Origin of the sequence: Stenotrophomonas sp. (assembly GCF_031995405.1) — a bacterium.
In the GTDB taxonomy this organism is placed as follows: domain Bacteria; phylum Pseudomonadota; class Gammaproteobacteria; order Xanthomonadales; family Xanthomonadaceae; genus Stenotrophomonas.
In genome coordinates, this window is the sequence record NZ_DAMAGC010000024.1 from 1 (window position 1) to 20,949 (window position 20,949).

The following is a 20,949-nucleotide window of genomic DNA, read 5'->3' on the forward strand; positions in this document are numbered from 1 at the left end:
GCGACAACGTGAAGATGGTTGTCACCCTGATCAACCCGGTCGCCATGGACGAAGGCCTGCGCTTCGCGATTCGTGAAGGCGGTCGTACCGTCGGCGCCGGCGTGGTCTCCAAGATCCTCAAGTAATCTGCTAGAATCTTCGCCCCGATGTTGCCTGGGTAGGGCATCGGGGCGGAACCAAACGGGAAAAGAGGCGCAGGAAGCTCCTCGTGTTCCCCAGACCAGGAAGGGTCGCGCCATTCAGGCAGTGTCAACAGGTCCCCTGTTGACCGCCGCGTTGTATGCGCGCTATACTTTTTGTCTGGGCAGATCGGGAGACCGGTCTGCCTCGATTTTTGAGGTCTACGGAAAGATCTTGTCGCCGCACGGGAATGTGCGGCGTCTGCATTCAGGATATTCATGGGACAAGGCAACCCAGAGGCCTTGTCCGTCGCTCTTTTAACGAAGGAACCCACCGTCATGGCGGACCAAAAGATCCGGATTCGGCTGAAGGCGTTCGATCATCGTCTGATCGACCGTTCGGCCAGCGAGATCGTAGAAACGGCAAAGCGGACCGGCGCGCAAGTGCGTGGCCCGATCCCGCTGCCGACCAAGATCGAGCGTTACACCATTCTCGTTTCCCCGCACGTCGACAAGGACGCGCGTGACCAGTACGAGACCCGCACGCATAAGCGCGTGCTCGATATCGTTGACCCGAACGACAAGACCGTGGACGCGCTGATGAAGCTCGAACTGGCTGCCGGCGTCGACGTTCAGATCAAGCTGACCTGAGGACTACGACCATGACGAAGAAATATTCGTTGGGCTTCGTGGGCCGCAAGGCTGGCATGAGCCGCGTGTTCACCGAAGATGGCCAGGCCATCCCGGTAACCCTGATTGAAGCCACCCCGAACCGCATCGCGCAGATCAAGACCGTCGAAGCTGACGGCTACAGCGCCGTGCAGGTGACCGTCGGCGCGCGTCGCGCTGCCCTGGTCAACAAGCCCGAATCCGGTCACTTCGCCAAGGCGAAGGTCGAAGCCGGCCGTGGCCTGTGGGAATTCCGCGTTGAAGACGCGCAGCTCGGCGATTTCGCCGTCGGCGGCGAAGTCAAGGCGGACATCTTTGAAGTTGGCCAGAAGGTCGACGTCCAGGGTGTCACCAAGGGTAAGGGCTTCCAGGGCACCATCAAGCGCTACAACTTCCGTATGGGCGATGCAACCCACGGTAACTCGCTGTCGCATCGCGCGCCGGGTTCCTTGGGCCAGCGCCAGACCCCGGGTCGCGTTTTCCCGGGTAAGAAGATGTCCGGCCACATGGGTTCGGTGCAGCAGAGCACCCAGAACCTTGAAGTGGTGAAGGTCGATGTCGAACGTGGTCTGATCGCAATCCGTGGTGCCGTTCCGGGCGCAGCGGGTGGTGACGTGATCGTTCGTCCGGCTAGCAAGGCATAAGGAGAGATGACGATGGAACTCGTTATCACGGGTAGCAACAACAAGGTCTCGGTCTCCGATGCCGTGTTCGGCCGCGATTTCAGCGAAGATCTGGTTCACCAGGTCGTCGTTGCTTACCGCAACGCCGGTCGCGCCGGTACCAAGGCGCAGAAGACTCGCTCTGAAGTGGCTGGTACCACCAAGAAGTCGAAGAAGCAGAAGGGCGGCGGCGCGCGTCATGGCGCACTGACGGCTCCGATCTTCGTCGGTGGTGGTGTCACCTTCGCGGCCAAGCCGCGCAGCTTCGAGCAGAAGGTCAATCGCAAGCAGTACCGTGCAGCCATGTGCGCGATCCTGTCCGAGCTGAACCGTCAGGGCCGTTTGACGATCGTGGAGTCCTTCGATGTCGAAGCGACCAACACCAAGTCGTTGATCGCCAAGCTGGCCGGCCTGGAAGTGGGCAAGCGCCCGCTGATCGTCACCGAAGATGCCTCCGAGCACCTGTACCTGTCGGCGCGCAACATTCCCTACGTGGAAGTGCGTGACGTCCAGGGTCTGGACCCGGTGTCGCTGGTCGGTGCCGACACGGTCGTCATCACCGCTGACGCGGTCAAGAAGGTCGAGGAGTGGCTGGCATGAGCGCCAACGAGAAAATCTTCAGCGTGCTGCGCGCTCCGCGAGTCTCCGAAAAGACCGCGCGCCTGCAGGAACATTCCAACCAGTATGTCTTTGAAGTGTCGAACGAAGCGACCAAGGCCGATGTAAAGGCCGCGGTAGAGCAGCTGTTCGCCGTCAAGGTCGAGTCGGTCAACGTGCTGAACGTGAAGGGCAAGAACAAGTCCTTCCGTAACCGCACCGGCCGTCGCGGCGATTGGCGCAAGGCATACGTGCGTCTCGCCGATGGCCAGTCCATCGATGTAACGGCCAAGGCCTGAGGTACATCCCATGCCATTGATGAAATTCAAGCCCACTTCCCCCGGCCGCCGTTCGGCCGTGCGCGTGGTTACGCCCGATCTGCACAAGGGCGCACCGCACGCAGCGTTGCTGGAGCCGCAGAGCAAGTCCGGTGGTCGTAACCACCACGGTCGCATCACCACCCGTCACGTTGGTGGTGGTCACAAGCAGCATTACCGCGTCATCGACTTCAAGCGCAACAAGGAAGGCATTCCGGCGCGCGTGGAACGCATCGAATACGATCCGAACCGCACCGCCCATATCGCCCTGCTGTGCTACGTCGACGGCGAGCGCCGCTACATCATCGCACCGAAGGGCCTGAAGGCCGGTGACCAGGTGATCGCGGGCTCGGACGCGCCGATCAAGGCGGGCAACACCCTGCCGCTGCGCAACATCCCGGTCGGTACCACTGTCCACGGCATCGAACTGAAGCCGGGCAAGGGTGCCCAGATCGCACGTGCCGCCGGCGCCGCCGTGCAGCTCGTCGCTCGTGAAGGCATCTACGCCACCCTGCGCCTGCGCTCGGGTGAAATGCGCAAGGTGCCGGTCGAGTGCCGCGCCACCATCGGTGAAGTCGGTAACGACGAGCACAACCTGGAAAAGCTGGGCAAGGCTGGCGCCAAGCGCTGGCGTGGTGTTCGCCCGACCGTTCGTGGTGCTGCCATGAACCCGGTTGACCATCCGCACGGTGGTGGTGAGGCGAAGGCCGGCCAGGGTAATCCGCATCCGGTCACCCCGTGGGGTGTTCCGACCAAGGGTTACAAGACGCGCAAGAACAAGCGCACCCAGCAATTCATCGTCCGCGATCGTAGGGGCTAATCGACCATGGCACGTTCACTCAAGAAGGGCCCGTTCGTCGATCACCACCTCGTCAAGAAGGTGGAGGCCGCTGCGGGTAGCAAGAAGCCGATCAAGACCTGGTCGCGCCGTTCGATGATCCTGCCGGAAATGGTAGGCATCACCATCGCCGTTCATAACGGCAAGAACCACGTCCCGGTGCTCGTCAACGAGAACATGGTCGGCCACAAGCTCGGCGAATTTGCCATCACCCGGACCTTCAAGGGTCACGGTGGTGACAAGAAGTCGGGCAAGTAAGGAGAGATGACAATGGAAGCGAAAGCAATCCTGCGCTCCGCGCGCATCTCTGCGCAGAAAGCCCGCCTGGTCGCAGACCAGGTGCGTGGCCTGCCGGCCGAGCGTGCGGTCAACCTGCTGAAGTTTTCGGATAAGAAGGCTGCCCACCTGATCAAGAAGGTGGTGGAGTCGGCTATCGCAAATGCCGAAAACAACCAGGGCGCCGACGTCGACGAGCTGAAGGTTCAGACCATCATGGTAGATGAAGGTCCGACCCTGAAGCGTTTCATGGCGCGGGCGAAAGGCCGCGGCACCCGCATCCTCAAGCGCACCAGCCACATCACTGTGGTTGTGGGCGCCGGCAAGTAAGCGGAAAGGAAAACACCATGGGTCATAAAGTTCATCCGATTGGTATCCGCCTCGGCATTTCCAAGGACTGGAACTCCAAGTGGTACGCCAACAAGGCCGAGTTCGCTGGTTATCTGGCAGCCGACCTGAAGGTGCGGGAAATGCTGCGCAAGAAGCTTGCGCAGGCCGGCATCAGCAAGATCCTTATCGAGCGTCCGGCAAAGACCGCTCGCGTGACGATCCACACCGCCCGTCCGGGCGTGGTGATCGGCAAGCGCGGTGAGGACATCGAAAAGCTGCGCAAGGAAGTGAGCGAGATGATGGGCGTCCCGGCGCACATCAACGTCACCGAAGTGCGCAAGCCCGAGCTGGACGCGCAGCTGGTTGCCGAGTCGATCGCGCAGCAGCTGGAGCGTCGCATCATGTTCCGCCGTGCAATGAAGCGCTCGGTCGGCAACGCGATGCGCCTCGGTGCCCTGGGCATCAAGGTCAACGTCGGTGGCCGCTTGAACGGTGCTGAAATCGCCCGTTCGGAGTGGTACCGCGAAGGCCGCGTGCCGCTGCACACGCTGCGTGCCGACATCGACTATGGCTTCGCTGAAGCCAAGACGAACTACGGCCTCATCGGCGTCAAGGTCTGGATCTACAAGGGCGAGGTTTTCGATTTCTCCCAGGTTGGCCAGGAAAAGCAGGACGATTCCCCGCGCAACGATCGTAACGATCGCGGCGACCGTGGTGACCGTCAGCGCCCGGCCCGTGAAGCGAGGTAACGACAATGTTGCAACCCAAGCGAACCAAGTACCGCAAGGTACACAAGGGCCGTAACGATGGCCTGAGCTGGAGCGCCAATGCTGTCAGCTTCGGCGAGTACGGCCTGAAGGCAACCGCCCACGGTCAGCTGACCGCGCGTCAGATCGAAGCGGCCCGCCGCTCGATCAGCCGCTACGTCAAGCGCGGTGGCAAGATGTGGATCCGAGTGTTCCCCGACAAGCCGATCACCAAGAAGCCCATCGAAGTCCGAATGGGTTCTGGTAAGGGCAACGTGGAGTACTGGGTCGCCCAGATCCAGCCCGGCCGCATGATCTATGAAATTGAAGGTGTGGGTGAAGACGTGGCTCGCGAGGCGTTCCGCCTGGCGGCCGCCAAGCTCTCCGTGACCACCACCTTCGTGACCCGGACGGTGATGTAATGGATATCAAACAACTTCGCGAAAAGTCGGCTGACGATCTGAAGGCCCACCTGACCGATCTGCGTAAGGAGCAGTTCTCGCTCCGCATGCAGCAGGTTACCGGCCAGCTGCCGAAGACTCACGAAACCCGCCGGGTCCGCCGCGAGATTGCTCGCGTCAAGACCCTGCTCGGCAGCACCAAGTAAGGATGGCCGCGATGAGCGACAATACTGAAAACAAGACGCTGCGCACGGTCGAAGGCCGTGTCGTCAGCAACAAGATGGACAAGACGGTCACCGTGTTGGTGGAACGCCTGGTCAAGCACGCCCTGTACGGCAAGTACATCAAGCGTTCGACCAAGCTCCACGCACACGACGCCGACAACGCCTGCAACGAAGGCGATGTCGTCCGCGTGACCGAAATTGCTCCGATGTCCAAGACCAAGAACTGGCGCGTGGTGGAAGTCATCACGCGTGCGGCTGAATAAGGAGATCTGAATCATGATCCAGATGCAGAGCTACCTCGAGGTCGCGGACAATTCCGGTGCCAAGGAAGTGATGTGCATCAAGGTGCTGGGCGGCTCCAAGCGTCGCTACGCCCACATCGGTGACATCATCAAGGTCACCGTGAAGGATGCAATTCCGCGTGGCAAGGTCAAGAAGGGTGAAGTGTTCGACGCCGTCGTGGTGCGTACCCGCAAGGGTGTGCGTCGCGCCGACGGTTCGCTGATCCGTTTCGACGCCAACGCTGCGGTCCTGCTCAACAACAAGCAAGAGCCGATCGGCACCCGCATCTTCGGACCGGTGACGCGTGAACTTCGTACCGAGAAGTTCATGAAGATCGTCTCGCTCGCTCCCGAAGTGCTGTGAGCGACAGGAGATAATCATGGCTAACCGTATCAAGAAGGGCGACCAGGTCGTCGTCAACACCGGCAAGGACAAGGGCAAGCAGGGCGAAGTCGTCCGCGTCGACGGCGATCGTGTGATCGTCGCCAACGTGAACATCGTCAAGCGCCACACCAAGCCGAACCCGCAGGCAGGCGTTGCCGGCGGCGTGGTCGAGCGTGAAGCGTCGATCCATATCTCCAACGTGAATGTGCTGAACCCGGCTTCCGGCAAGGGCGAACGCGTTGGTTTCAAGGTGCTGGAGGATGGACGCAAACTGCGTGTGTTCCGCTCCAGCGGTGAGGCGCTCGACGCCTGAGGATGCGCTGATGAATACCCGTCTCGAAAAGTTCTACAAGGAAGAAGTGGTGCCGGCGCTGATGAAGCAGTTCGGCTACACCAATCCGATGCAGGTTCCGAAGCTGGTCAAGGTCACCCTTAACATGGGTGTCGGCGAAGCAGCCACGAACAAGAAGATCCTGGAAAACGCCGTCGCCGACATGGCCAAGGTCTCCGGCCAGAAGCCGATCGTGACCAAGTCCCGCGTCTCGGTGGCTTCGTTCAAGATCCGCGATGGTTGGCCGATCGGCTGCAAGACCACGCTGCGTCGCGAAAAGATGTATGAGTTCATGGATCGCCTGATCAACATCTCGCTGCCGCGCGTGCGCGACTTCCGTGGTGTCTCGGGTCGTTCCTTCGACGGTCGTGGCAACTTCAACATGGGTGTGAAGGAACAGATCATCTTCCCGGAAATCGACTTCGACGCTGTCGACGCGATCCGCGGCATGGATATCGCCATCACCACCACCGCCAAGACCGATGCGGAAGCGAAGGCGCTGCTTGCAGCGTTCAAGTTCCCGTTCCGTAACTGATACGTCGAGGAATCCGATATGGCAAAGACCTCCATGGTCAACCGCGATCTGAAGCGCGCCAAGCTGGCCGTCAAGTTCGCTGGTAAGCGTGAAGAGCTGAAGAAGATCATCTCCAGCACGACCGCTTCGTACGACGAAAAGGCCGACGCTGTCGTCAAGTTGCAGAAGCTGCCGCGCGATTCGTCGCCGAGCCGCCACCGCAACCGTTGCGAACTGTCCGGCCGCCCGCGTGGCGTCTACAGCAAGTTCGGCCTCGGCCGCAACAAGCTGCGCGAAGCCACCATGCGTGGCGATGTGCCGGGCCTGCGCAAGGCCAGCTGGTAAGGGATTGCTCCCTGAACCTGCCTCGCACCCCCTGGGTGCGGGGCAGGGGGATCGACCGGTTGTTCAGGTTTGTCCCCAATTGAAGAGTCCGACGCAAGTCGGGCTCTTTTTGCCGTATACTCCCGCGTCTTGCCTGCTCGCAAGGCGTGAGCAGCGCGTGAAGGGTACTGGCCCATCCCAGGAACACAGCAAGATTTTCGCGAAAGCGGATATCGGTGCACTCAAAGGTATCGACTATGAGCATGACTGATCCCATCGCCGACCTGCTGGTACGCATCAAGAATGCGGCCGCGGTTGGCAAGCAGACGGTGAAAGCACCGTCGTCCAAGATCAAGGTTGCAATCGCAGAAGTGTTGAAGGCCGAAGGCTACATCACCGACCTGCGCGTGACCAAGATCGAGAACAACAAGGCCGAGCTTGAAATCGTCCTGAAGTACTTCGAGGGCAAGCCGGTCATCGAGACCCTGAAGCGCTTCTCGCGTTCGGGTCTGCGCCAGTACCGTGGCAAGTCCGAGCTGCCGAAGGTCCTCAACGGCCTGGGTATCTCCATCATTTCGACCTCCAAGGGCATCATGACTGATGCGCAGGCGCGCCAGTTGGGCGTCGGCGGCGAAGTCCTGTGCTTCGTGGCCTAAGGCGAAAAGGAACCAACTATGTCCCGCGTAGCCAAGAAGCCGGTCAACCTGCCCAAGGGCGTTGAACTGAACATCCAGCCGGAATCCGTCAGCGTGAAGGGCCCGAAGGGCACCCTGTCGCTGCCCAAGGTTGCTGGCGTTGAAATCACCATCGAAAACGGCGTCGCCAACCTGGCCGCCAACGATCCGAGCCTGCTTGCCCTCACCGGCACCGTGCGCGCGATCCTGGCCAACATGGTCCACGGCGTCACCGAAGGCTTCGAGCGCAAGCTCCAGCTGGTCGGCGTCGGTTACCGTGCCGCCATGCAGGGCAAGGACCTGAACCTGTCGCTCGGGTTCTCGCACCCGGTCGTGTTCGTGGCGCCGGAAGGCATCACCCTCTCGACCCCGACCCAGACCGAAGTTCTGGTCCAGGGCACCGACAAGCAGCGCGTTGGTGAAGTGGCCGCCAAGATCCGTGGCTTCCGTCCGCCGGAGCCCTACAAGGGCAAGGGTGTGAAGTACGCCGGCGAAGTCATCATTCGTAAGGAAGCCAAGAAGGCCTAATCAGGCGCGGGAACTTCCACGGACGCCTGGCCATCACCGGTCGGGCGTCTCAAAGCAAAAGCCCGCTTCACTTCAGCTTTCAAGGAACTCAAATCATGAGCATCAACAAGAACATCGCCCGCCTGCGTCGCGCCAAGTCGACCCGTGCACACATCCGCGTTCTCGGCGTGCCGCGTCTGTCGGTGCTGCGCACCGGTCAGCACCTGTACGCCCAGGTCTTCACCGCCGATGGCTCCAAGGTGCTGGCTGCTGCCAACACCACCCAGGCCGACGTCAAGGAAGGCCTGAAGAACGGCAAGAACAGCGACGCCGCCACCAAGGTCGGCAAGCTGGTCGCCGAGCGCGCCAAGGCTGCGGGCATCGAGAAGGTCGCTTTCGACCGCTCGGGCTACCGCTACCACGGCCGCATCAAGGCACTGGCCGACGCAGCCCGCGAAGGCGGCCTGCAGTTCTAAGGGATTCGGGGGCAGGGCCCAGCCCTGCTTCCACCCGCCTGCCGGCGCGGGTTGCGCCGGACGACGTCCTTCTTCTGCAGGGGCGATCGGTTCACCGCACCACTTCACAGCTATAAGCGGCCCTGAGCCGTACATACTCAATCAATCAAGGAATCAACATGGCAGAAGAACGTCAGCAGCGGGGTCGCGATCGCGACCGTAACCGCGAAGAGAAAGTCGACGACGGCATGATCGAGAAGCTGGTCGCGGTCAACCGCGTCAGCAAGACCGTCAAGGGCGGTCGCCAGTTCACCTTCACCGCACTGACCGTGGTCGGTGACGGCGCAGGCAAGGTCGGTTTCGGTTATGGCAAGGCGCGTGAAGTGCCGGTCGCCATCCAGAAGTCGATGGAGCAGGCTCGCAAGAACCTGGCCGACGTCGATCTGAACAACGGCACCCTGTGGCATGCGGTGAAGTCCGGCCATGGCGCAGCCCGCGTGTTCATGATGCCGGCCTCCGAAGGTACCGGTGTCATCGCCGGTGGTGCCATGCGCGCCGTCCTGGAAGCCGTTGGCGTCAAGAACGTGCTGGCCAAGGCCGTCGGTTCGCGCAACCCGATCAACCTGGTTCGCGCCACGTTGAAGGGCCTGAGCGAAATGCAGTCGCCGGCTCGCATTGCAGCCAAGCGCGGCAAGAAGGTAGAGGATCTCAACCATGGCTAATGAAACCATCAAGACCGTCAAGGTCCGCCTGGTGCGCGGCCTCCGTGGTGCCCAGTCGCGTCACCGCCTGTCGGTGCGTGCCCTGGGTCTGAGCAAGCTCAACGATGTCCGTGAACTGAAGGACAGCCCGCAGGTTCGCGGTCTGATCAACAAGGTCCACTACCTCGTCAAGGTTGAGGAATAATCCAATGACCATGCATCTGAATGAACTGAGCCCGGCACCGGGCGCTCGCAAAGAGCGTACCCGCGTCGGTCGTGGTATCGGCTCCGGCCTGGGCAAGACCTGCGGCCGCGGCCACAAGGGTTCGTTTGCCCGTAAGGGTGGCGGCAAGATCAAGGCAGGCTTCGAAGGCGGCCAGACCCCCATGCAGCGTCGTCTGCCGAAGGTCGGTTTCCGTTCCAAGATCGCCAAGGACACCGCTGAAGTGCTGTCCTACCAGCTGGAACGCCTGGAAGCGGGCGAGATCGACTTCGCCGCGCTGCGCGCTGCCAAGCTGGTCCCGAGCACCGCGAAGCGGGCCAAGATCGTCATGAAGGGCGACCTGACCAAGGCGTTCACCCTGAAGGGCGTCGCTGCAACGGCCAGTGCCAAGGCCGCGATCGAAGCTGCCGGCGGCAGCGTACAGGAGTAAGACATGGCGCAAGCTGGCATTGGTAACCTCGGCGGCGGGCTCGGCAAGTTCACGGAACTTCGTCAGCGTCTGCTGTTCGTCATCGGGGCGTTGATCGTCTATCGCATCGGCTGTTATGTGCCGGTGCCGGGCGTGAATCCCGATGCCATGCTTGCGCTCATGCAGGCGCAGGGCGGCGGCATCGTGGACATGTTCAACATGTTCTCGGGCGGCGCCCTGCACCGTTTCAGCATTTTCGCGCTGAACGTGATGCCGTACATTTCGGCGTCCATCGTGATGCAGCTGGCGGTCCATATCTTCCCGGCATTGAAGGCAATGCAGAAGGAAGGTGAGTCGGGCCGTCGCAAGATCACCCAATATTCCCGCATCGGGGCCGTGTTGCTGGCCGTGGTGCAGGGCGGCAGCATCGCGCTGGCGCTGCAGAACCAGCTGTCGCCGAGCGGCGCGCCGGTCGTGTACGCACCGGGCATGGGCTTCGTGCTCACCGCCATCGTCGCGCTGACCGCCGGTACGATCTTCCTGATGTGGGTTGGCGAGCAGGTCACCGAGCGTGGCATCGGCAACGGCGTCTCGCTGATCATCTTCGCCGGCATCGTCGCCGGTCTGCCGGGCGCGGTCATCCACACCGTGGAAGCCTACCGCGACGGCAACATGAGCTTCATTTCGCTGCTGCTGATCGTGCTGGTGGTGCTGGCCTTCACCTACTTCGTGGTGTTCGTCGAGCGTGGCCAGCGTCGGATCACGGTGAACTACGCGCGCCGCCAGGGCGGTCGCAATGCGTACATGAACCAGACCTCGTTCCTGCCGCTGAAGCTGAACATGGCAGGCGTGATTCCGGCCATCTTCGCCTCGAGCATCCTGGCGTTCCCGACGACCCTGGCCATGTGGTCCGGCCAGGCCAGTTCGGCCACGTGGCTGCAGAAGGTGGCCAATGCGCTGGGCCCGGGCGAGCCGCTGCACATGATCGTGTTCGCTGCGCTGATCACCGGTTTCGCGTTCTTCTATACCGCGCTGGTGTTCAACTCGCAGGAAACGGCCGACAACCTGAAGAAGTCGGGCGCGCTGATTCCGGGCATCCGTCCGGGCAAGGCCACCGCCGACTACATCGACGGCGTGCTGACCCGCCTGACCGCCGCCGGCTCGCTGTACCTGGTGATCGTCTGCCTGCTGCCGGAAATCATGCGTACCCAGCTGGGCGCCTCGTTCTACTTCGGCGGCACCTCGCTGCTGATCGTGGTGGTGGTGGTGATGGACTTCATCGCGCAGATCCAGGCGCACCTGATGTCGCACCAGTACGAGAGCCTGCTGAAGAAGGCCAATCTGAAGGGCGGCAACCGCGGCGGTTTTGCTCGCGGCTGATAAGCCTGTTACACTATTCTTCTTGTTGTGAAGGCCCCTCCGGTTCCCGGACCTGGCCTTCCAAATCGAAGGGCGGCCCCCGCAGCGGTCTCGGGTGGGGGTGTGATGTGGTGGTCCCGCGCAGGAGTAGCGCGGGCGACGAAGAGGGCAACCTCCGCAGTCAACGACATCCGGCGCCGGAGCATGGGCACACTCCCCACGCCGGGTCCATGGAACCTCTGAGGTTCCACGGGCTTCCAAGTACACCGAGACCTTGATAGAATCGCTAGTTCACTTTTTTGATCCATCCTGCCGGATTAGCGCGCCCAAGGTGCGCTGTCGGCCATCACTCAGCTGGAGAACCGCGTCATGGCGCGTATTGCAGGCGTCAACCTGCCAGCCCAGAAGCACGTCTGGGTCGGGTTGCAAAGCATTTACGGCATCGGCCGTACCCGTTCGAAGAAGGTCTGCGACGCCGCAGGCGTTACCTCGACCACCAAGATCCGCGACCTGTCCGAACCGGAAATCGAGCGCCTGCGTCTCGAAGTCGGCAAGTACATCGTGGAAGGCGATCTGCGCCGTGAAATCGGTATCGCGATCAAGCGCCTGATGGATCTGGGCTGCTACCGCGGTCTGCGTCACCGTCGCGGCCTGCCGCTTCGTGGCCAGCGCACCCGTACCAACGCCCGCACCCGCAAGGGCCCGCGCAAGGCGATCAGGAAGTAAGGGACCTAAGAAATGGCTAAGCCCGTCGCTAAGACCAAGAAGAAGATCAAGCGCGTCGTCACTGACGGCGTCGCCCACGTCCACGCTTCTTTCAACAACACCATCGTGACCATCACCGACCGCCAGGGCAACGCTCTGTCGTGGGCGACCTCCGGTGGCGCTGGCTTCCGCGGTTCGCGCAAGTCCACCCCGTTCGCTGCCCAGGTGGCTGCCGAGAAGGCCGGCCGTGCCGCGCTCGACTACGGCGTCAAGTCCTTGGAAGTCCGCATCAAGGGCCCGGGTCCGGGTCGTGAGTCGGCCGTGCGCTCGCTGAACAACGTGGGCTACAAGATCACCAACATCATCGACGTGACGCCTATCCCGCACAACGGGTGCCGTCCGCCGAAGAAGCGTCGCGTCTAAAGGAGCGATAAGAAATGGCTCGTTATATCGGTCCTACCTGTAAGCTCGCCCGCCGCGAAGGCGCCGACCTTTCCCTCAAGAGCCCGGCGCGCGCGCTGGACTCCAAGTGCAAGCTGGAGCAGAAGCCCGGCCAGCACGGCGCCACTGCCCGCAAGGGCAAGCTGTCCGACTACGCTACCCAGCTGCGTGAAAAGCAGAAGGTCAAGCGTATCTACGGTCTGCTGGAGCGTCAGTTCCGCAACTACTACAAGAAGGCCTCGACCAAGAAGGGTAACACCGGCGAGAACCTCCTGCAGCTGCTGGAAACCCGCCTGGACAACGTTGTCTATCGCATGGGCTTCGCTGTGACCCGTCCGGCTGCCCGTCAGCTGGTCTCGCACCGCGGTGTCACCGTGAACGGCAAGTCGGTCAACCTGGCTTCGTACCAGGTCAAGGCTGGCGACGCTGTCGCGCTGTCCGAAAAGGCTGCCAAGCAGTTGCGCGTTCAGGAAGCCCTGACCGTGTCTGCCACGCACGACCTGCGTCCGTCGTGGGTTGAAGTGGATTCCGGCAAGTTCGCCGGCATCTTCAAGGCTGTTCCGGATCGTGCGGACCTGCCTGCGGATATCAACGAAGCGCTGATCGTCGAGTTGTATTCGAAGTAATTCACATTGGAGAATCCCCGGCGACGGCCGGGGATTCACTAGGAGAACCCGCAACATGACGGTTACCGCCAACCAGGTTCTGCGTCCTCGCGGTCCGCAGATCGAACGCCTTACCGACACCCGCGCCAAGGTCGTTATCGAACCCTTGGAGCGTGGTTACGGGCATACGCTGGGCAATGCCCTGCGTCGCGTGCTGCTGTCGTCCATCCCGGGCTTCGCCATCACGGAAGTGGAAATCGACGGCGTCCTGCACGAGTACACCACGCTTGAAGGCTTGCAGGAGGACGTGCTTGAAGTCCTGCTCAACCTGAAGGATGTGGCCATCCGCATGCATACCGGCGACAACGCTACGCTGTCGCTGTCCAAGCAGGGTCCGGGTGTCGTTACTGCTGCTGATATCAAGATCGACCATAACACCGAGATCCTCAATCCGGCCCATGTGATCTGCCATCTCACCAAGGATGTGGCGATCAACATGCGTCTGAAGGTCGAGCGCGGTTTCGGCTACCAGCCGGCTGCAGCCCGCCGTCGTCCGGATGAAGAAACCCGTGCCATCGGTCGTCTGGTCCTGGACGCGTCGTTCTCGCCGGTCCGTCGCGTCGCCTATTCGGTGGAAGCGGCCCGTGTGGAGCAGCGTACCGATCTGGACAAGCTGGTGCTGGACATCGAAACCAACGGCACGATCGATGCCGAGGAAGCCGTGCGCACTGCCGCGGATATCCTCAGCGATCAGCTGTCGGTGTTCGGTGACTTCACCCACCGCGACCGCGGTGCAGCCAAGCCGGCCAACAACGGCGTGGATCCGGTGCTGCTGCGCCCGATCGACGATCTGGAACTGACCGTGCGTTCGGCCAACTGCCTCAAGGCTGAGAGCATTTACTACATCGGCGATCTGATCCAGAAGACCGAAGTGGAGCTGCTCAAGACCCCGAACCTCGGCAAGAAGTCGCTGACCGAGATCAAGGAAGTCCTCGCACAGCGCGGGCTTTCGCTCGGCATGAAGCTGGAGAACTGGCCGCCGGCCGGTGTCGCCCAGCACGGCATGCTCGGCTGATCCAGCGCTACGCAAGATGCTTGACCCCGCACCTTAGGGTGCGGGGGCTTCACCGCAACACGACGCATCGACAGGCCCATAGCCTGCGGTGACGGTCGGCCAGGAGGGCCGGCATCGGACCAACCGCAGTCCAAGCAACAACGCCAGGAAGGCGACAGCGATACCCAACCGATCCAACATTCAATCAAGGAATCACTCCCATGCGTCATATGAAGTCCGGCCGCAAGTTCAACCGCACCAGCGCCCACCGCGAAGCGATGTTCAAGAACATGGCGTCGTCGCTGTTCAAGCACGAGCTGATCAAGACCACGCTGCCGAAGGCCAAGGAACTGCGCCGCGTCGCCGAGCCGCTGATCACCCTGGCCAAGGTCGACTCCGTCGCCAACCGTCGTCTGGCGTTCGCTCGTCTGCGCGACCAGGAAGCCGTCGGCAACCTGTTCACCATCCTGGGCCCGCGTTACGCGAACCGTCCGGGCGGCTACCTGCGTCTGTTGAAGTGCGGTTTCCGCGCTGGCGACAACGCGCCGATGGCTTACGTGGAACTGGTGGATCGTCCGGCTGCCGTGGCTGAAGCCGTCGAAGAATAATCGACGCGCAACACCCGAAATTCGGTGAAGAACCCGGCCTTGTGCCGGGTTTTTCCGTTTCTGGGGGGAGCAACGTCAAGTGCCAGTGCCAGTGTCGGTGCAACGGCAAGCGCCTGGGTCTGTGGCGACTGCGAGGGCGCCGGTACGGGCGGGTTGGCGGGACACGCCGTGAACCCGTCCATGGGGGCTCGAGTACGGCATCCATGCCGTACACGGTCCCGCCAACCCACCCGTACCGGCGCCGGCAAGGTGTGTCTACCCGCACAGAGAGAGGCACTACCTCACCCGAAAGGGCTGACGGAAATTGGTTGTACGGGATGGCCCAGCAAGGCCTGATCCGCGCCAGCCCGGCTCTGGAACGGGGCGTCGCGACAGCGCGCACCGCGCTCTTTCTGGTACGACCTCGTTTACGTTTTCGACACGGCGTCCAGTGTTCCTGGCGCACACAGAACACGCTGTCTGGTCCGTTGGGCCGATAGTCGGTCGATGGGGAGCGGCAGAGGCCGTGGAGGGCCTGTTAATCTTTGCGCCTGGACGTTCACGAGTGTTGGCAATGAATCCACTGCGCTGGAATTACCGCGCCCAGTTCCTGCTGGGGTTTTTGATCTGCGCCGGGCTGTTGGCCTATGCGATCTTCCTGCAGCTCAAGATCGGCCTGGAGCCGTGCCCGCTGTGCATTTTCCAGCGGATCGCCTTCGCCGCGCTCGGCCTGCTGTTCCTGATCGGGGCGTTGCATGGCCCGCGGGATCGCGCTGGACGCGGCACCTATGGCGTGCTCGCCTTCATCGCCGCGGCGGTCGGCATGGGTATCGCCGGTCGCCACGTGTACGTGCAGTTGCTGCCGAAGGACATGGGCTCCAGCTGTGGTCCGCCGCTGGCGTTCCTCAGTGAGACGATGGGACCGTTCGAGGTGTTCCGTACCGTGCTGACTGGCACCGGCGACTGCGGCAACATCGACTGGCGCTTCCTGGGCCTGACCATGCCGATGTGGAGCCTGGTGTGGTTCGTGCTGCTGGCGGCGTGGGCGCTGTTGGTGTCCTTCCGCAAGCGCCGCGCCTGATCGGATCGACACGGCGCGCTGAGCGCGTGCCTGCGGCGCCCGCCGGCATCGTGCTGGCGGGCGCAGTCGTTCAGAAGTCCTGCTGCAGGCTCAGGTAGGCGCCACGACGCGGACCCCACTGCGGGGCGAACACGCCGATTCCGCCGCCGTCGCGGAGTTGGTAGCTGCGGTCCAGTGCGTTGACCAGCGCCAGCTGCGCGTGCAGCGGGTGGCCGCTGTCGGCGTTGAAGTCATGCGCCGCGCTGAGGTTGACCTGCAGATAGGACGGCAGCTCGCCGCCATTGGGCACGCCCTCGATGTCCGAGCGCAGGCCGCTGCCATACACATAGTTCGCCCCGACCCGGTTGTGGCCGGCGAAGGCATAACTGATGCCGCCGGACGAGGTCAGTTTCTGGTCGTGGTCCAGGTGGATCCAGTTGTCCTGCACGTAGGCCAACGCCGCCGGATCCAGGTTGTACTGCCCGGTGATCACCTGCTTGCCCATCGCCTTGTTGTACGCGGCGTTGAAGTACGCACTGAGCGGGCCACTGCTGTAGTCGGCGCTGAACTCCACGCCATGCACGTGCCCGTAGCGGTAGTTGAAGGTGGAGTAGATGTAGGCCGCGCCGAACTGGCCTTCGTCCTGCAACCGGTCGACCTTGCGGTCGTATGCATCCAGGCCCAGGGTCAGGTGCTCGCCGACCTGCTGCGAGACGCCCACGTCGTAGTAATCGCTGCGCTCGGACAACGGCGTGGTGCTGCCGATGTTCGGCTGCTGGTTGGTGGTGCCGTCGTAAAGTGCGATGGCGCTGCTGGCGACCAGTTCGCTGGCGGGCGGGGTGAAGTAACGCGAATAGCCGGCATGCACGGTGGTGCTGTCGCTGGCGTTCCAGACCACGCCCAGGCGCGGGCTGAGCTGTCCTTCGGTGCCGCCGAAGGCCTTGTAGCGGTCCGCGCGCAGGCCGTAGTTGACCGTCCAGTCCTGACCGATCCGCCATTCGTCCTGCACGTATGCCGCCGCGGTGCTGGCGTGGAAGGCGCTGGCATCGGCAATCACGATCGGGGTGGTGCTGGCCTGGTTGCCGGCGGCGTCGATCGGGAAGACCCAGGCGGTGCTGCCCGCGTGCGCGCGTTCGCTGTTGCCGTACACGCCATAGCGCAGGGTGTGGTTGTCGCCCAGTGGCGTGGAGAAATCGGCCTGCACGGTGTTGGCGCGGTTGCTGCGGTCCACCTGCGAGGCCACGCCGTCGAAGATCAGGTCGCCGGCCACGTCCGGATGGAATGCCAGGTCGCTGTAGCGCTGCCCGGCCGACACCTGGTAGGCGGTCTGGCCGAGCGTGCCCTGCAGCACCAGCATGCCGAAGCGGGTGGTCTCGCGCTGGGTTTCATCCAGCTGCGCCGAGTCGGCCTGGACGGTATCCAGGTAGCCGAACTGCGGCGTCTGGCCCGGGTTGACCGGGATCTGGAAGCGGTTGTTGGCGAAGCCGGCAAACAGGCTCAGGCGGGTGGTGTCGTTGACCAGGTAGGTCAGGTCGGCGAACGCCTTGCCCTGGTGGGTATCGTCGTGGTCGGGCCGTCGCGAGGCGGTAGGGTTTTCCAGGCCGACCTCGTTCTGGTTGTAGTTGCCGGTCAGGTACCAGCTCCAGCGGCCCTGGTTGCCCCACCACGAGGCGTTGGGGTTGACGGTGCCGAACGACCCGGCGGTGATGCCGGCACTGCCGCCGTTGCCCAGTTCAGCGCCGCTGCGGGTGGTGATGTCGACCACGGCGGCGGTGCGTTCACCGAACTGGGCCGGCAGTGCGCCGTCCATCAGGCGGATGCTCTTGATCGTGCGGGCATCCAGGGTCTGGCCGAAGCCGGAGATCGATTCGGGCAGCAGCACGCCGTTGAGGCGGTACTGCAGGTTGGCGTGGTCGCCGCGTACGTGGACCCCGCCGTAGCTGTCCTGGACCACCCCAGGGGCCTGCAGCAGCACCTGGCTGAGCGGGGCAGACGCCCCGAGCGGCTGCTTCTGGATGTCCTCGGCGGTGATCTGGTACTGACTGCTGCCGATATCGGGGGAGAGGGCGTTGCGGGCCTGGTCGAGCTGGGCGCTGACGGTGACTGCGTCCAGGTCGGTGACTGCCGGGTTGGCCGTGTCGGCCGTGGCAGCCAGGACGGGCAGGCTGGCCAAGGCCAGGGCGAAGGCGATACCGCTGGCGAGAAGGGATGGCTTCATGGGGAGGGCTTGATGGCTGGGCGAGGAGAGGAGGGGGCCGGCCTGGCGAGTGTTACTCCGTAACAAATCATGCGCCTGTCCACTGCCCGGCGGGAATGCCGTTCCGGGCGCCCGACGCCCTCCGTTTTCCACCGTTCAGCTGGGCTCGCCCAGCCGGTGCTTTGCGCCAGCGACGTGCTCTGCGACCATGGCCGGTCCCCACTCCCCTCGGAAGTCTGTGATGAGCCCGTCCGCACCGCCCGTAGTCGATCCCGCCGCCACTGCCGCCGCCGACAGCGCTGCCTGGTCGCCGGAGAGCTGGCGCGGCAAGACCGCGCTGCAGATGCCGACCTATCCCGACCCGCTGGCCCTGGACGCGGCGCTGCACGAGCTCAAGCGCCTGCCGCCGCTGGTGACCTCCTGGGAAATCCTGTCGCTCAAGCAGCAACTGGCCGAGGCCCAGGACGGCAAGCGCTTCCTGCTGCAGGGCGGCGACTGCGCCGAGAACTTCAGCGACTGCGAATCCACCACCATCTCCAACCGGCTCAAGGTGCTGTTGCAGATGAGCCTGGTGCTGGTGCATGGCATGCGCAAACCGGTGATCCGCGTCGGCCGCTTCGCCGGGCAGTACGCCAAGCCGCGTTCGGCCGATACCGAAACCCGCGACGGGGTGACCCTGCCCAGTTACCGCGGCGATGTGATCAACGCACCGGAGTTCACCGAGGCCGCACGCCTGCCCGATCCACGCCGGATGCTGCAGGCCCATGCGCACTCGGCGATGACCATGAACTTCGTGCGCGCGCTGATCGACGGCGGCTTCGCCGACCTGCACCATCCCGAGTACTGGAACCTGGAGTGGGTGCGTCACTCGCCGCTGGCCAGCGATTACCAGCAGATGGTGGCTTCGATCGGCGATGCGGTGCGCTTCATGGAAACCCTGTCCGGCTCGCAGGTGTACAACCTCAACCGGATCGATTTCTACACCTCCCACGAAGCGCTGCTGCTGCCCTACGAACAGGCACTCACCCGCCAGGTGCCGCGCCAGCACGGCTGGTTGAACCTGAGCACGCATTACCCCTGGATCGGCATGCGCACCGCCGCGCTCGACGGCGCGCACGTGGAATACCTGCGCGGCGTGCGCAACCCGATCGCGATCAAGGTGGGACCGTCGGTGCAGCCGGACCAGCTGTTGCGCCTGATCGACGTGCTCAACCCCGAGGACGAGCCCGGCCGCCTGAGCTTCATCCATCGCATGGGTGCGGCGCAGATCGCCGAGAAGCTGCCGCCGCTGCTGGATGCGGTCAAGCGCGATGGCCGCCGCGTGCTGTGGGTGTGCGATGCGATGCACGGCAATACCGAAAGCACCAGCAACGGCTACAAGACGCGCCGCTTCGACAACGTGCGGGGCGAGGTGGAGCTGTCCTTCGACCTGCACGCTGCGGCCGGCACCCGCCTGGGCGGGGTGCACCTGGAGCTGACCGGTGAGGACGTGACCGAATGCACCGGCGGCGCACGCGAACTGACCGAGCGCGATCTCGAACGTGCGTACCGCTCGTCGGTGGATCCGCGCCTGAACTACGACCAGTCGCTGGAGATCGCCATGGCGATCGTGCGCAAGCAGCAGCTTTACGGGGCCTGACGCGGCGCAACCCCGCCGCGCGTGGTGGCAGCGCCGACGTCGGCGTTGTCCACGCGCGGCTTACATTCGCCTGACATGCGGGTAATGGCCGTACCGGCATGCTCTGGTCTTCGTTCGACGATCGCAGGAGCGTGCAGTGAGGGTGGACTGGCAGCAGGCGGGGTTGTATCTATGGCCGATCGGCATCGCACTGGCGGTGGGACTCACCGGTTGGTGGTTGCTGATGGCACTGACCCGCAGGCTCAAGGGTCGTGACCACCGGCGTGCGCGCATCGGCCGGGTGATCAGTCGCCCGATGGCGTTCGCGTTGCCGCTGCTGGTGTTGATCCCTGCACTGGAAGCGACACCGCTGCAGGGGCACTGGCTGGACCAGTCGCTGCGCCTGCTGCATATCGGCCTGACCGCGTGCGTGATCTGGCTGCTGGTGCGTGCGGTGGCGGCCGGCGAGCAGGCGATCCTGCGCGACCACCCGATGGAAGTGGCCGACAACCTGGAAGCACGCCGCATCCAGACCCAGACCCGCGTGCTAAGCCGGGTGCTGATGGGCGCGATCATCCTGGTGGGCGTCTCACTGATCCTGCTGACCTTCCCGATGGTGCGCCAGATCGGTACGGCACTGCTGGCCTCGGCCGGCATCATCGGCCTGGTCGCCGGTATCGCGGCCAAGCCGGTGTTCGGCAACCTGATCGCTGGGCTGCAGATTGCACTGACCCAGCCGATCCGTCTGGATGACGTGGTGATCGTGGAAGGCGAGTGGGGCCGCGTGGAAGAGATCGGCAGCAGCTATGTGGTGGTGCGCATCTGGGACGAGCGCCGCATGGTGGTGCCACTGACCTGGTTCATCGAACACCCGTTCCAGAACTGGACCCGCCGCAGCGCCGACCTGCTCGGCACCGCATTCCTGTGGCTGGACTATCGCGCTCCGATCCCCGCGATACGCGCCGAGCTTGAGCGCATCTGCAGGGGCGAGGCGCTGTGGGATGGACGGGTCTGCGTGACGCAGGTGACCGAAACCACCGACCACACGTTGCAGGTGCGCCTGCTGGTGAGCGCGCGCAATTCCGGCGACGCCTTCGACCTGCGCTGCATCGTGCGCGAACGCATGCTCGATTTCCTGGCCCGTGAGCATCCGCAGGCCCTGCCGCGCACGCGTGCCGAGCTGCTGCAGCACCCCGATCCGGTACAGCGCCCGCGCTCGCAGCCGGCCGAAGACGTGCGCTCGCCGGGCGCTGAAGATGGCGCACCTGCGATCCTTCCAGAGCCCACCAACACCTGATGCCGTCCCGCGGGCGGGGGGAGGCCGGCCGCTGGCCGACTCC

Annotated in this window: 31 protein-coding genes and 1 pseudogene; 31 read left to right on the forward strand and 1 reads right to left on the reverse strand. The window is 63.5% G+C overall.

Annotated elements, in window-relative coordinates:
- The 29 genes and pseudogenes from tuf to RTO53_RS06325 all read left to right on the forward strand — a co-directional run.
- Positions 1 to 125, forward strand: a pseudogene (gene tuf, locus RTO53_RS06185) (elongation factor Tu); the annotation flags it as partial.
- A gap of 333 nt (positions 126 to 458) precedes the next feature.
- On the forward strand, positions 459 to 770 hold the full coding sequence (gene rpsJ / locus RTO53_RS06190; RefSeq protein ID WP_010341589.1) for a 30S ribosomal protein S10: 312 nt from the start codon (positions 459 to 461) through the stop codon (positions 768 to 770).
- 11 nt (positions 771 to 781) lie between these two features.
- On the forward strand, positions 782 to 1,432 hold the full coding sequence (gene rplC / locus RTO53_RS06195) for a 50S ribosomal protein L3 (protein ID WP_256776217.1): 651 nt from the start codon (positions 782 to 784) through the stop codon (positions 1,430 to 1,432).
- Positions 1,433 to 1,444: 12 nt separating this feature from the next.
- On the forward strand, positions 1,445 to 2,050 hold the full coding sequence (gene rplD, locus RTO53_RS06200) for a 50S ribosomal protein L4 (protein ID WP_128095571.1): 606 nt from the start codon (positions 1,445 to 1,447) through the stop codon (positions 2,048 to 2,050).
- Positions 2,047 to 2,346, forward strand: a complete 300-nt coding sequence (gene rplW, locus RTO53_RS06205) for a 50S ribosomal protein L23 (RefSeq protein ID WP_312236980.1) — start codon at positions 2,047 to 2,049, stop codon at positions 2,344 to 2,346. The genes rplD and rplW overlap by 4 nt, the downstream gene beginning before the upstream one ends.
- Before the next feature lie 10 nt (positions 2,347 to 2,356).
- Positions 2,357 to 3,184: a 50S ribosomal protein L2 gene (gene rplB, locus RTO53_RS06210; RefSeq protein WP_256776219.1), complete on the forward strand. Its 828-nt coding sequence runs from the start codon at positions 2,357 to 2,359 to the stop codon at positions 3,182 to 3,184.
- 6 nt (positions 3,185 to 3,190) lie between these two features.
- Positions 3,191 to 3,460: a 30S ribosomal protein S19 gene (gene rpsS, locus RTO53_RS06215; RefSeq protein ID WP_017355409.1), complete on the forward strand. Its 270-nt coding sequence runs from the start codon at positions 3,191 to 3,193 to the stop codon at positions 3,458 to 3,460.
- Positions 3,461 to 3,472: 12 nt separating this feature from the next.
- Positions 3,473 to 3,808 carry a 50S ribosomal protein L22 gene (rplV, locus tag RTO53_RS06220; protein ID WP_017355410.1) on the forward strand — a complete coding sequence of 112 codons (336 nt, stop codon included), beginning with the start codon at positions 3,473 to 3,475 and terminating at the stop codon, positions 3,806 to 3,808.
- Between the two features lie 17 nt (positions 3,809 to 3,825).
- Positions 3,826 to 4,557, forward strand: coding sequence for a 30S ribosomal protein S3 (rpsC, locus tag RTO53_RS06225; RefSeq protein ID WP_312236981.1), 732 nt, complete (start codon positions 3,826 to 3,828; stop codon positions 4,555 to 4,557).
- Between the two features lie 5 nt (positions 4,558 to 4,562).
- The gene (gene rplP, locus RTO53_RS06230; protein WP_068849463.1) at positions 4,563 to 4,976 is read left to right on the forward strand and encodes a 50S ribosomal protein L16; all 414 of its coding nucleotides are present in this window, start codon (positions 4,563 to 4,565) and stop codon (positions 4,974 to 4,976) included.
- Positions 4,976 to 5,161 (forward strand): 50S ribosomal protein L29, encoded by a 186-nt coding sequence (gene rpmC, locus RTO53_RS06235; protein ID WP_017355413.1) that lies wholly within the window; start codon positions 4,976 to 4,978, stop codon positions 5,159 to 5,161. Before rplP ends, rpmC begins: the two co-directional genes overlap by 1 nt.
- An 11-nt stretch (positions 5,162 to 5,172) precedes the next feature.
- Positions 5,173 to 5,442, forward strand: coding sequence for a 30S ribosomal protein S17 (gene rpsQ, locus RTO53_RS06240; RefSeq protein ID WP_017355414.1), 270 nt, complete (start codon positions 5,173 to 5,175; stop codon positions 5,440 to 5,442).
- Positions 5,443 to 5,455: 13 nt separating this feature from the next.
- Entirely contained in the window at positions 5,456 to 5,824 is a 369-nt protein-coding gene (rplN, locus tag RTO53_RS06245) for a 50S ribosomal protein L14 (protein ID WP_038690286.1), read from the forward strand.
- A gap of 16 nt (positions 5,825 to 5,840) precedes the next feature.
- A complete protein-coding gene (gene rplX / locus RTO53_RS06250; RefSeq protein ID WP_017355416.1) occupies positions 5,841 to 6,158 on the forward strand; it encodes a 50S ribosomal protein L24 in 318 nt (105 codons plus the stop codon).
- A gap of 10 nt (positions 6,159 to 6,168) precedes the next feature.
- The gene (gene rplE, locus RTO53_RS06255) at positions 6,169 to 6,711 is read left to right on the forward strand and encodes a 50S ribosomal protein L5 (protein ID WP_176990876.1); all 543 of its coding nucleotides are present in this window, start codon (positions 6,169 to 6,171) and stop codon (positions 6,709 to 6,711) included.
- Between the two features lie 18 nt (positions 6,712 to 6,729).
- A complete protein-coding gene (rpsN, locus tag RTO53_RS06260; protein WP_256776220.1) occupies positions 6,730 to 7,035 on the forward strand; it encodes a 30S ribosomal protein S14 in 306 nt (101 codons plus the stop codon).
- A 236-nt stretch (positions 7,036 to 7,271) separates the two neighbouring features.
- The gene (gene rpsH / locus RTO53_RS06265) at positions 7,272 to 7,670 is read left to right on the forward strand and encodes a 30S ribosomal protein S8 (RefSeq protein ID WP_019186156.1); all 399 of its coding nucleotides are present in this window, start codon (positions 7,272 to 7,274) and stop codon (positions 7,668 to 7,670) included.
- Positions 7,671 to 7,688: 18 nt separating this feature from the next.
- Positions 7,689 to 8,216, forward strand: a complete 528-nt coding sequence (rplF, locus tag RTO53_RS06270; protein ID WP_312236982.1) for a 50S ribosomal protein L6 — start codon at positions 7,689 to 7,691, stop codon at positions 8,214 to 8,216.
- Between the two features lie 95 nt (positions 8,217 to 8,311).
- Entirely contained in the window at positions 8,312 to 8,671 is a 360-nt protein-coding gene (gene rplR / locus RTO53_RS06275) for a 50S ribosomal protein L18 (protein ID WP_256776223.1), read from the forward strand.
- Between the two features lie 158 nt (positions 8,672 to 8,829).
- Positions 8,830 to 9,372 carry a 30S ribosomal protein S5 gene (gene rpsE, locus RTO53_RS06280; RefSeq protein ID WP_312236983.1) on the forward strand — a complete coding sequence of 181 codons (543 nt, stop codon included), beginning with the start codon at positions 8,830 to 8,832 and terminating at the stop codon, positions 9,370 to 9,372.
- Positions 9,365 to 9,556: a 50S ribosomal protein L30 gene (rpmD, locus tag RTO53_RS06285; RefSeq protein ID WP_312236984.1), complete on the forward strand. Its 192-nt coding sequence runs from the start codon at positions 9,365 to 9,367 to the stop codon at positions 9,554 to 9,556. Before rpsE ends, rpmD begins: the two co-directional genes overlap by 8 nt.
- 4 nt (positions 9,557 to 9,560) lie before the next feature.
- Positions 9,561 to 10,004, forward strand: a complete 444-nt coding sequence (gene rplO / locus RTO53_RS06290; protein ID WP_019186161.1) for a 50S ribosomal protein L15 — start codon at positions 9,561 to 9,563, stop codon at positions 10,002 to 10,004.
- A gap of 3 nt (positions 10,005 to 10,007) precedes the next feature.
- Positions 10,008 to 11,363 (forward strand): preprotein translocase subunit SecY, encoded by a 1,356-nt coding sequence (secY, locus tag RTO53_RS06295; protein ID WP_256776226.1) that lies wholly within the window; start codon positions 10,008 to 10,010, stop codon positions 11,361 to 11,363.
- A 348-nt stretch (positions 11,364 to 11,711) separates the two neighbouring features.
- The gene (rpsM, locus tag RTO53_RS06300) at positions 11,712 to 12,068 is read left to right on the forward strand and encodes a 30S ribosomal protein S13 (RefSeq protein ID WP_019186163.1); all 357 of its coding nucleotides are present in this window, start codon (positions 11,712 to 11,714) and stop codon (positions 12,066 to 12,068) included.
- Between the two features lie 12 nt (positions 12,069 to 12,080).
- Entirely contained in the window at positions 12,081 to 12,470 is a 390-nt protein-coding gene (gene rpsK, locus RTO53_RS06305) for a 30S ribosomal protein S11 (RefSeq protein WP_017355427.1), read from the forward strand.
- Between the two features lie 14 nt (positions 12,471 to 12,484).
- The gene (rpsD, locus tag RTO53_RS06310; protein ID WP_038690262.1) at positions 12,485 to 13,114 is read left to right on the forward strand and encodes a 30S ribosomal protein S4; all 630 of its coding nucleotides are present in this window, start codon (positions 12,485 to 12,487) and stop codon (positions 13,112 to 13,114) included.
- A 55-nt stretch (positions 13,115 to 13,169) separates the two neighbouring features.
- On the forward strand, positions 13,170 to 14,168 hold the full coding sequence (rpoA, locus tag RTO53_RS06315; RefSeq protein ID WP_256776227.1) for a DNA-directed RNA polymerase subunit alpha: 999 nt from the start codon (positions 13,170 to 13,172) through the stop codon (positions 14,166 to 14,168).
- Positions 14,169 to 14,368: 200 nt separating this feature from the next.
- A complete protein-coding gene (gene rplQ / locus RTO53_RS06320) occupies positions 14,369 to 14,755 on the forward strand; it encodes a 50S ribosomal protein L17 (RefSeq protein ID WP_256776228.1) in 387 nt (128 codons plus the stop codon).
- Between the two features lie 553 nt (positions 14,756 to 15,308).
- On the forward strand, positions 15,309 to 15,815 hold the full coding sequence (locus RTO53_RS06325; RefSeq protein WP_312236985.1) for a disulfide bond formation protein B: 507 nt from the start codon (positions 15,309 to 15,311) through the stop codon (positions 15,813 to 15,815).
- A 70-nt stretch (positions 15,816 to 15,885) separates the two neighbouring features.
- On the opposite strand, the gene RTO53_RS06330 is transcribed toward RTO53_RS06325, so the two are convergent.
- Complete coding sequence (locus RTO53_RS06330; RefSeq protein ID WP_312236986.1) at positions 15,886 to 18,012, reverse strand: TonB-dependent receptor; 2,127 nt, start codon at positions 18,010 to 18,012, stop codon at positions 15,886 to 15,888.
- A 220-nt stretch (positions 18,013 to 18,232) separates the two neighbouring features.
- Between RTO53_RS06330 and RTO53_RS06335 the strand changes: the two genes are divergently transcribed.
- A complete protein-coding gene (locus tag RTO53_RS06335; protein ID WP_312236987.1) occupies positions 18,233 to 19,630 on the forward strand; it encodes a 3-deoxy-7-phosphoheptulonate synthase class II in 1,398 nt (465 codons plus the stop codon).
- 142 nt (positions 19,631 to 19,772) lie between these two features.
- Positions 19,773 to 20,906, forward strand: a complete 1,134-nt coding sequence (locus RTO53_RS06340; protein ID WP_312237007.1) for a mechanosensitive ion channel family protein — start codon at positions 19,773 to 19,775, stop codon at positions 20,904 to 20,906.
- Positions 20,907 to 20,949: the final 43 nt, after the last annotated feature.

Excerpts from the sequence above, each read along its gene's own strand:
- rpsJ (WP_010341589.1), top strand. The coding sequence starts at position 459 with ATGGCGGACCAAAAGATCCGGATTCGGCTGAAGGCGTTCGATCATCGT.
- rplC (WP_256776217.1), top strand. The coding sequence starts at position 782 with ATGACGAAGAAATATTCGTTGGGCTTCGTGGGCCGCAAGGCTGGCATG.
- rplD (WP_128095571.1), top strand. The coding sequence starts at position 1,445 with ATGGAACTCGTTATCACGGGTAGCAACAACAAGGTCTCGGTCTCCGAT.
- rplW (WP_312236980.1), top strand. The coding sequence starts at position 2,047 with ATGAGCGCCAACGAGAAAATCTTCAGCGTGCTGCGCGCTCCGCGAGTC.
- rplB (WP_256776219.1), top strand. The coding sequence starts at position 2,357 with ATGCCATTGATGAAATTCAAGCCCACTTCCCCCGGCCGCCGTTCGGCC.
- rpsS (WP_017355409.1), top strand. The coding sequence starts at position 3,191 with ATGGCACGTTCACTCAAGAAGGGCCCGTTCGTCGATCACCACCTCGTC.
- rplV (WP_017355410.1), top strand. The coding sequence starts at position 3,473 with ATGGAAGCGAAAGCAATCCTGCGCTCCGCGCGCATCTCTGCGCAGAAA.
- rpsC (WP_312236981.1), top strand. The coding sequence starts at position 3,826 with ATGGGTCATAAAGTTCATCCGATTGGTATCCGCCTCGGCATTTCCAAG.
- rplP (WP_068849463.1), top strand. The coding sequence starts at position 4,563 with ATGTTGCAACCCAAGCGAACCAAGTACCGCAAGGTACACAAGGGCCGT.
- rpmC (WP_017355413.1), top strand. The coding sequence starts at position 4,976 with ATGGATATCAAACAACTTCGCGAAAAGTCGGCTGACGATCTGAAGGCC.
- rpsQ (WP_017355414.1), top strand. The coding sequence starts at position 5,173 with ATGAGCGACAATACTGAAAACAAGACGCTGCGCACGGTCGAAGGCCGT.
- rplN (WP_038690286.1), top strand. The coding sequence starts at position 5,456 with ATGATCCAGATGCAGAGCTACCTCGAGGTCGCGGACAATTCCGGTGCC.
- rplX (WP_017355416.1), top strand. The coding sequence starts at position 5,841 with ATGGCTAACCGTATCAAGAAGGGCGACCAGGTCGTCGTCAACACCGGC.
- rplE (WP_176990876.1), top strand. The coding sequence starts at position 6,169 with ATGAATACCCGTCTCGAAAAGTTCTACAAGGAAGAAGTGGTGCCGGCG.
- rpsN (WP_256776220.1), top strand. The coding sequence starts at position 6,730 with ATGGCAAAGACCTCCATGGTCAACCGCGATCTGAAGCGCGCCAAGCTG.
- rpsH (WP_019186156.1), top strand. The coding sequence starts at position 7,272 with ATGAGCATGACTGATCCCATCGCCGACCTGCTGGTACGCATCAAGAAT.
- rplF (WP_312236982.1), top strand. The coding sequence starts at position 7,689 with ATGTCCCGCGTAGCCAAGAAGCCGGTCAACCTGCCCAAGGGCGTTGAA.
- rplR (WP_256776223.1), top strand. The coding sequence starts at position 8,312 with ATGAGCATCAACAAGAACATCGCCCGCCTGCGTCGCGCCAAGTCGACC.
- rpsE (WP_312236983.1), top strand. The coding sequence starts at position 8,830 with ATGGCAGAAGAACGTCAGCAGCGGGGTCGCGATCGCGACCGTAACCGC.
- rpmD (WP_312236984.1), top strand. The coding sequence starts at position 9,365 with ATGGCTAATGAAACCATCAAGACCGTCAAGGTCCGCCTGGTGCGCGGC.
- rplO (WP_019186161.1), top strand. The coding sequence starts at position 9,561 with ATGACCATGCATCTGAATGAACTGAGCCCGGCACCGGGCGCTCGCAAA.
- secY (WP_256776226.1), top strand. The coding sequence starts at position 10,008 with ATGGCGCAAGCTGGCATTGGTAACCTCGGCGGCGGGCTCGGCAAGTTC.
- rpsM (WP_019186163.1), top strand. The coding sequence starts at position 11,712 with ATGGCGCGTATTGCAGGCGTCAACCTGCCAGCCCAGAAGCACGTCTGG.
- rpsK (WP_017355427.1), top strand. The coding sequence starts at position 12,081 with ATGGCTAAGCCCGTCGCTAAGACCAAGAAGAAGATCAAGCGCGTCGTC.
- rpsD (WP_038690262.1), top strand. The coding sequence starts at position 12,485 with ATGGCTCGTTATATCGGTCCTACCTGTAAGCTCGCCCGCCGCGAAGGC.
- rpoA (WP_256776227.1), top strand. The coding sequence starts at position 13,170 with ATGACGGTTACCGCCAACCAGGTTCTGCGTCCTCGCGGTCCGCAGATC.
- rplQ (WP_256776228.1), top strand. The coding sequence starts at position 14,369 with ATGCGTCATATGAAGTCCGGCCGCAAGTTCAACCGCACCAGCGCCCAC.
- RTO53_RS06325 (WP_312236985.1), top strand. The coding sequence starts at position 15,309 with ATGAATCCACTGCGCTGGAATTACCGCGCCCAGTTCCTGCTGGGGTTT.
- RTO53_RS06330 (WP_312236986.1), bottom strand. The coding sequence starts at position 18,012 with ATGAAGCCATCCCTTCTCGCCAGCGGTATCGCCTTCGCCCTGGCCTTG.
- RTO53_RS06335 (WP_312236987.1), top strand. The coding sequence starts at position 18,233 with ATGAGCCCGTCCGCACCGCCCGTAGTCGATCCCGCCGCCACTGCCGCC.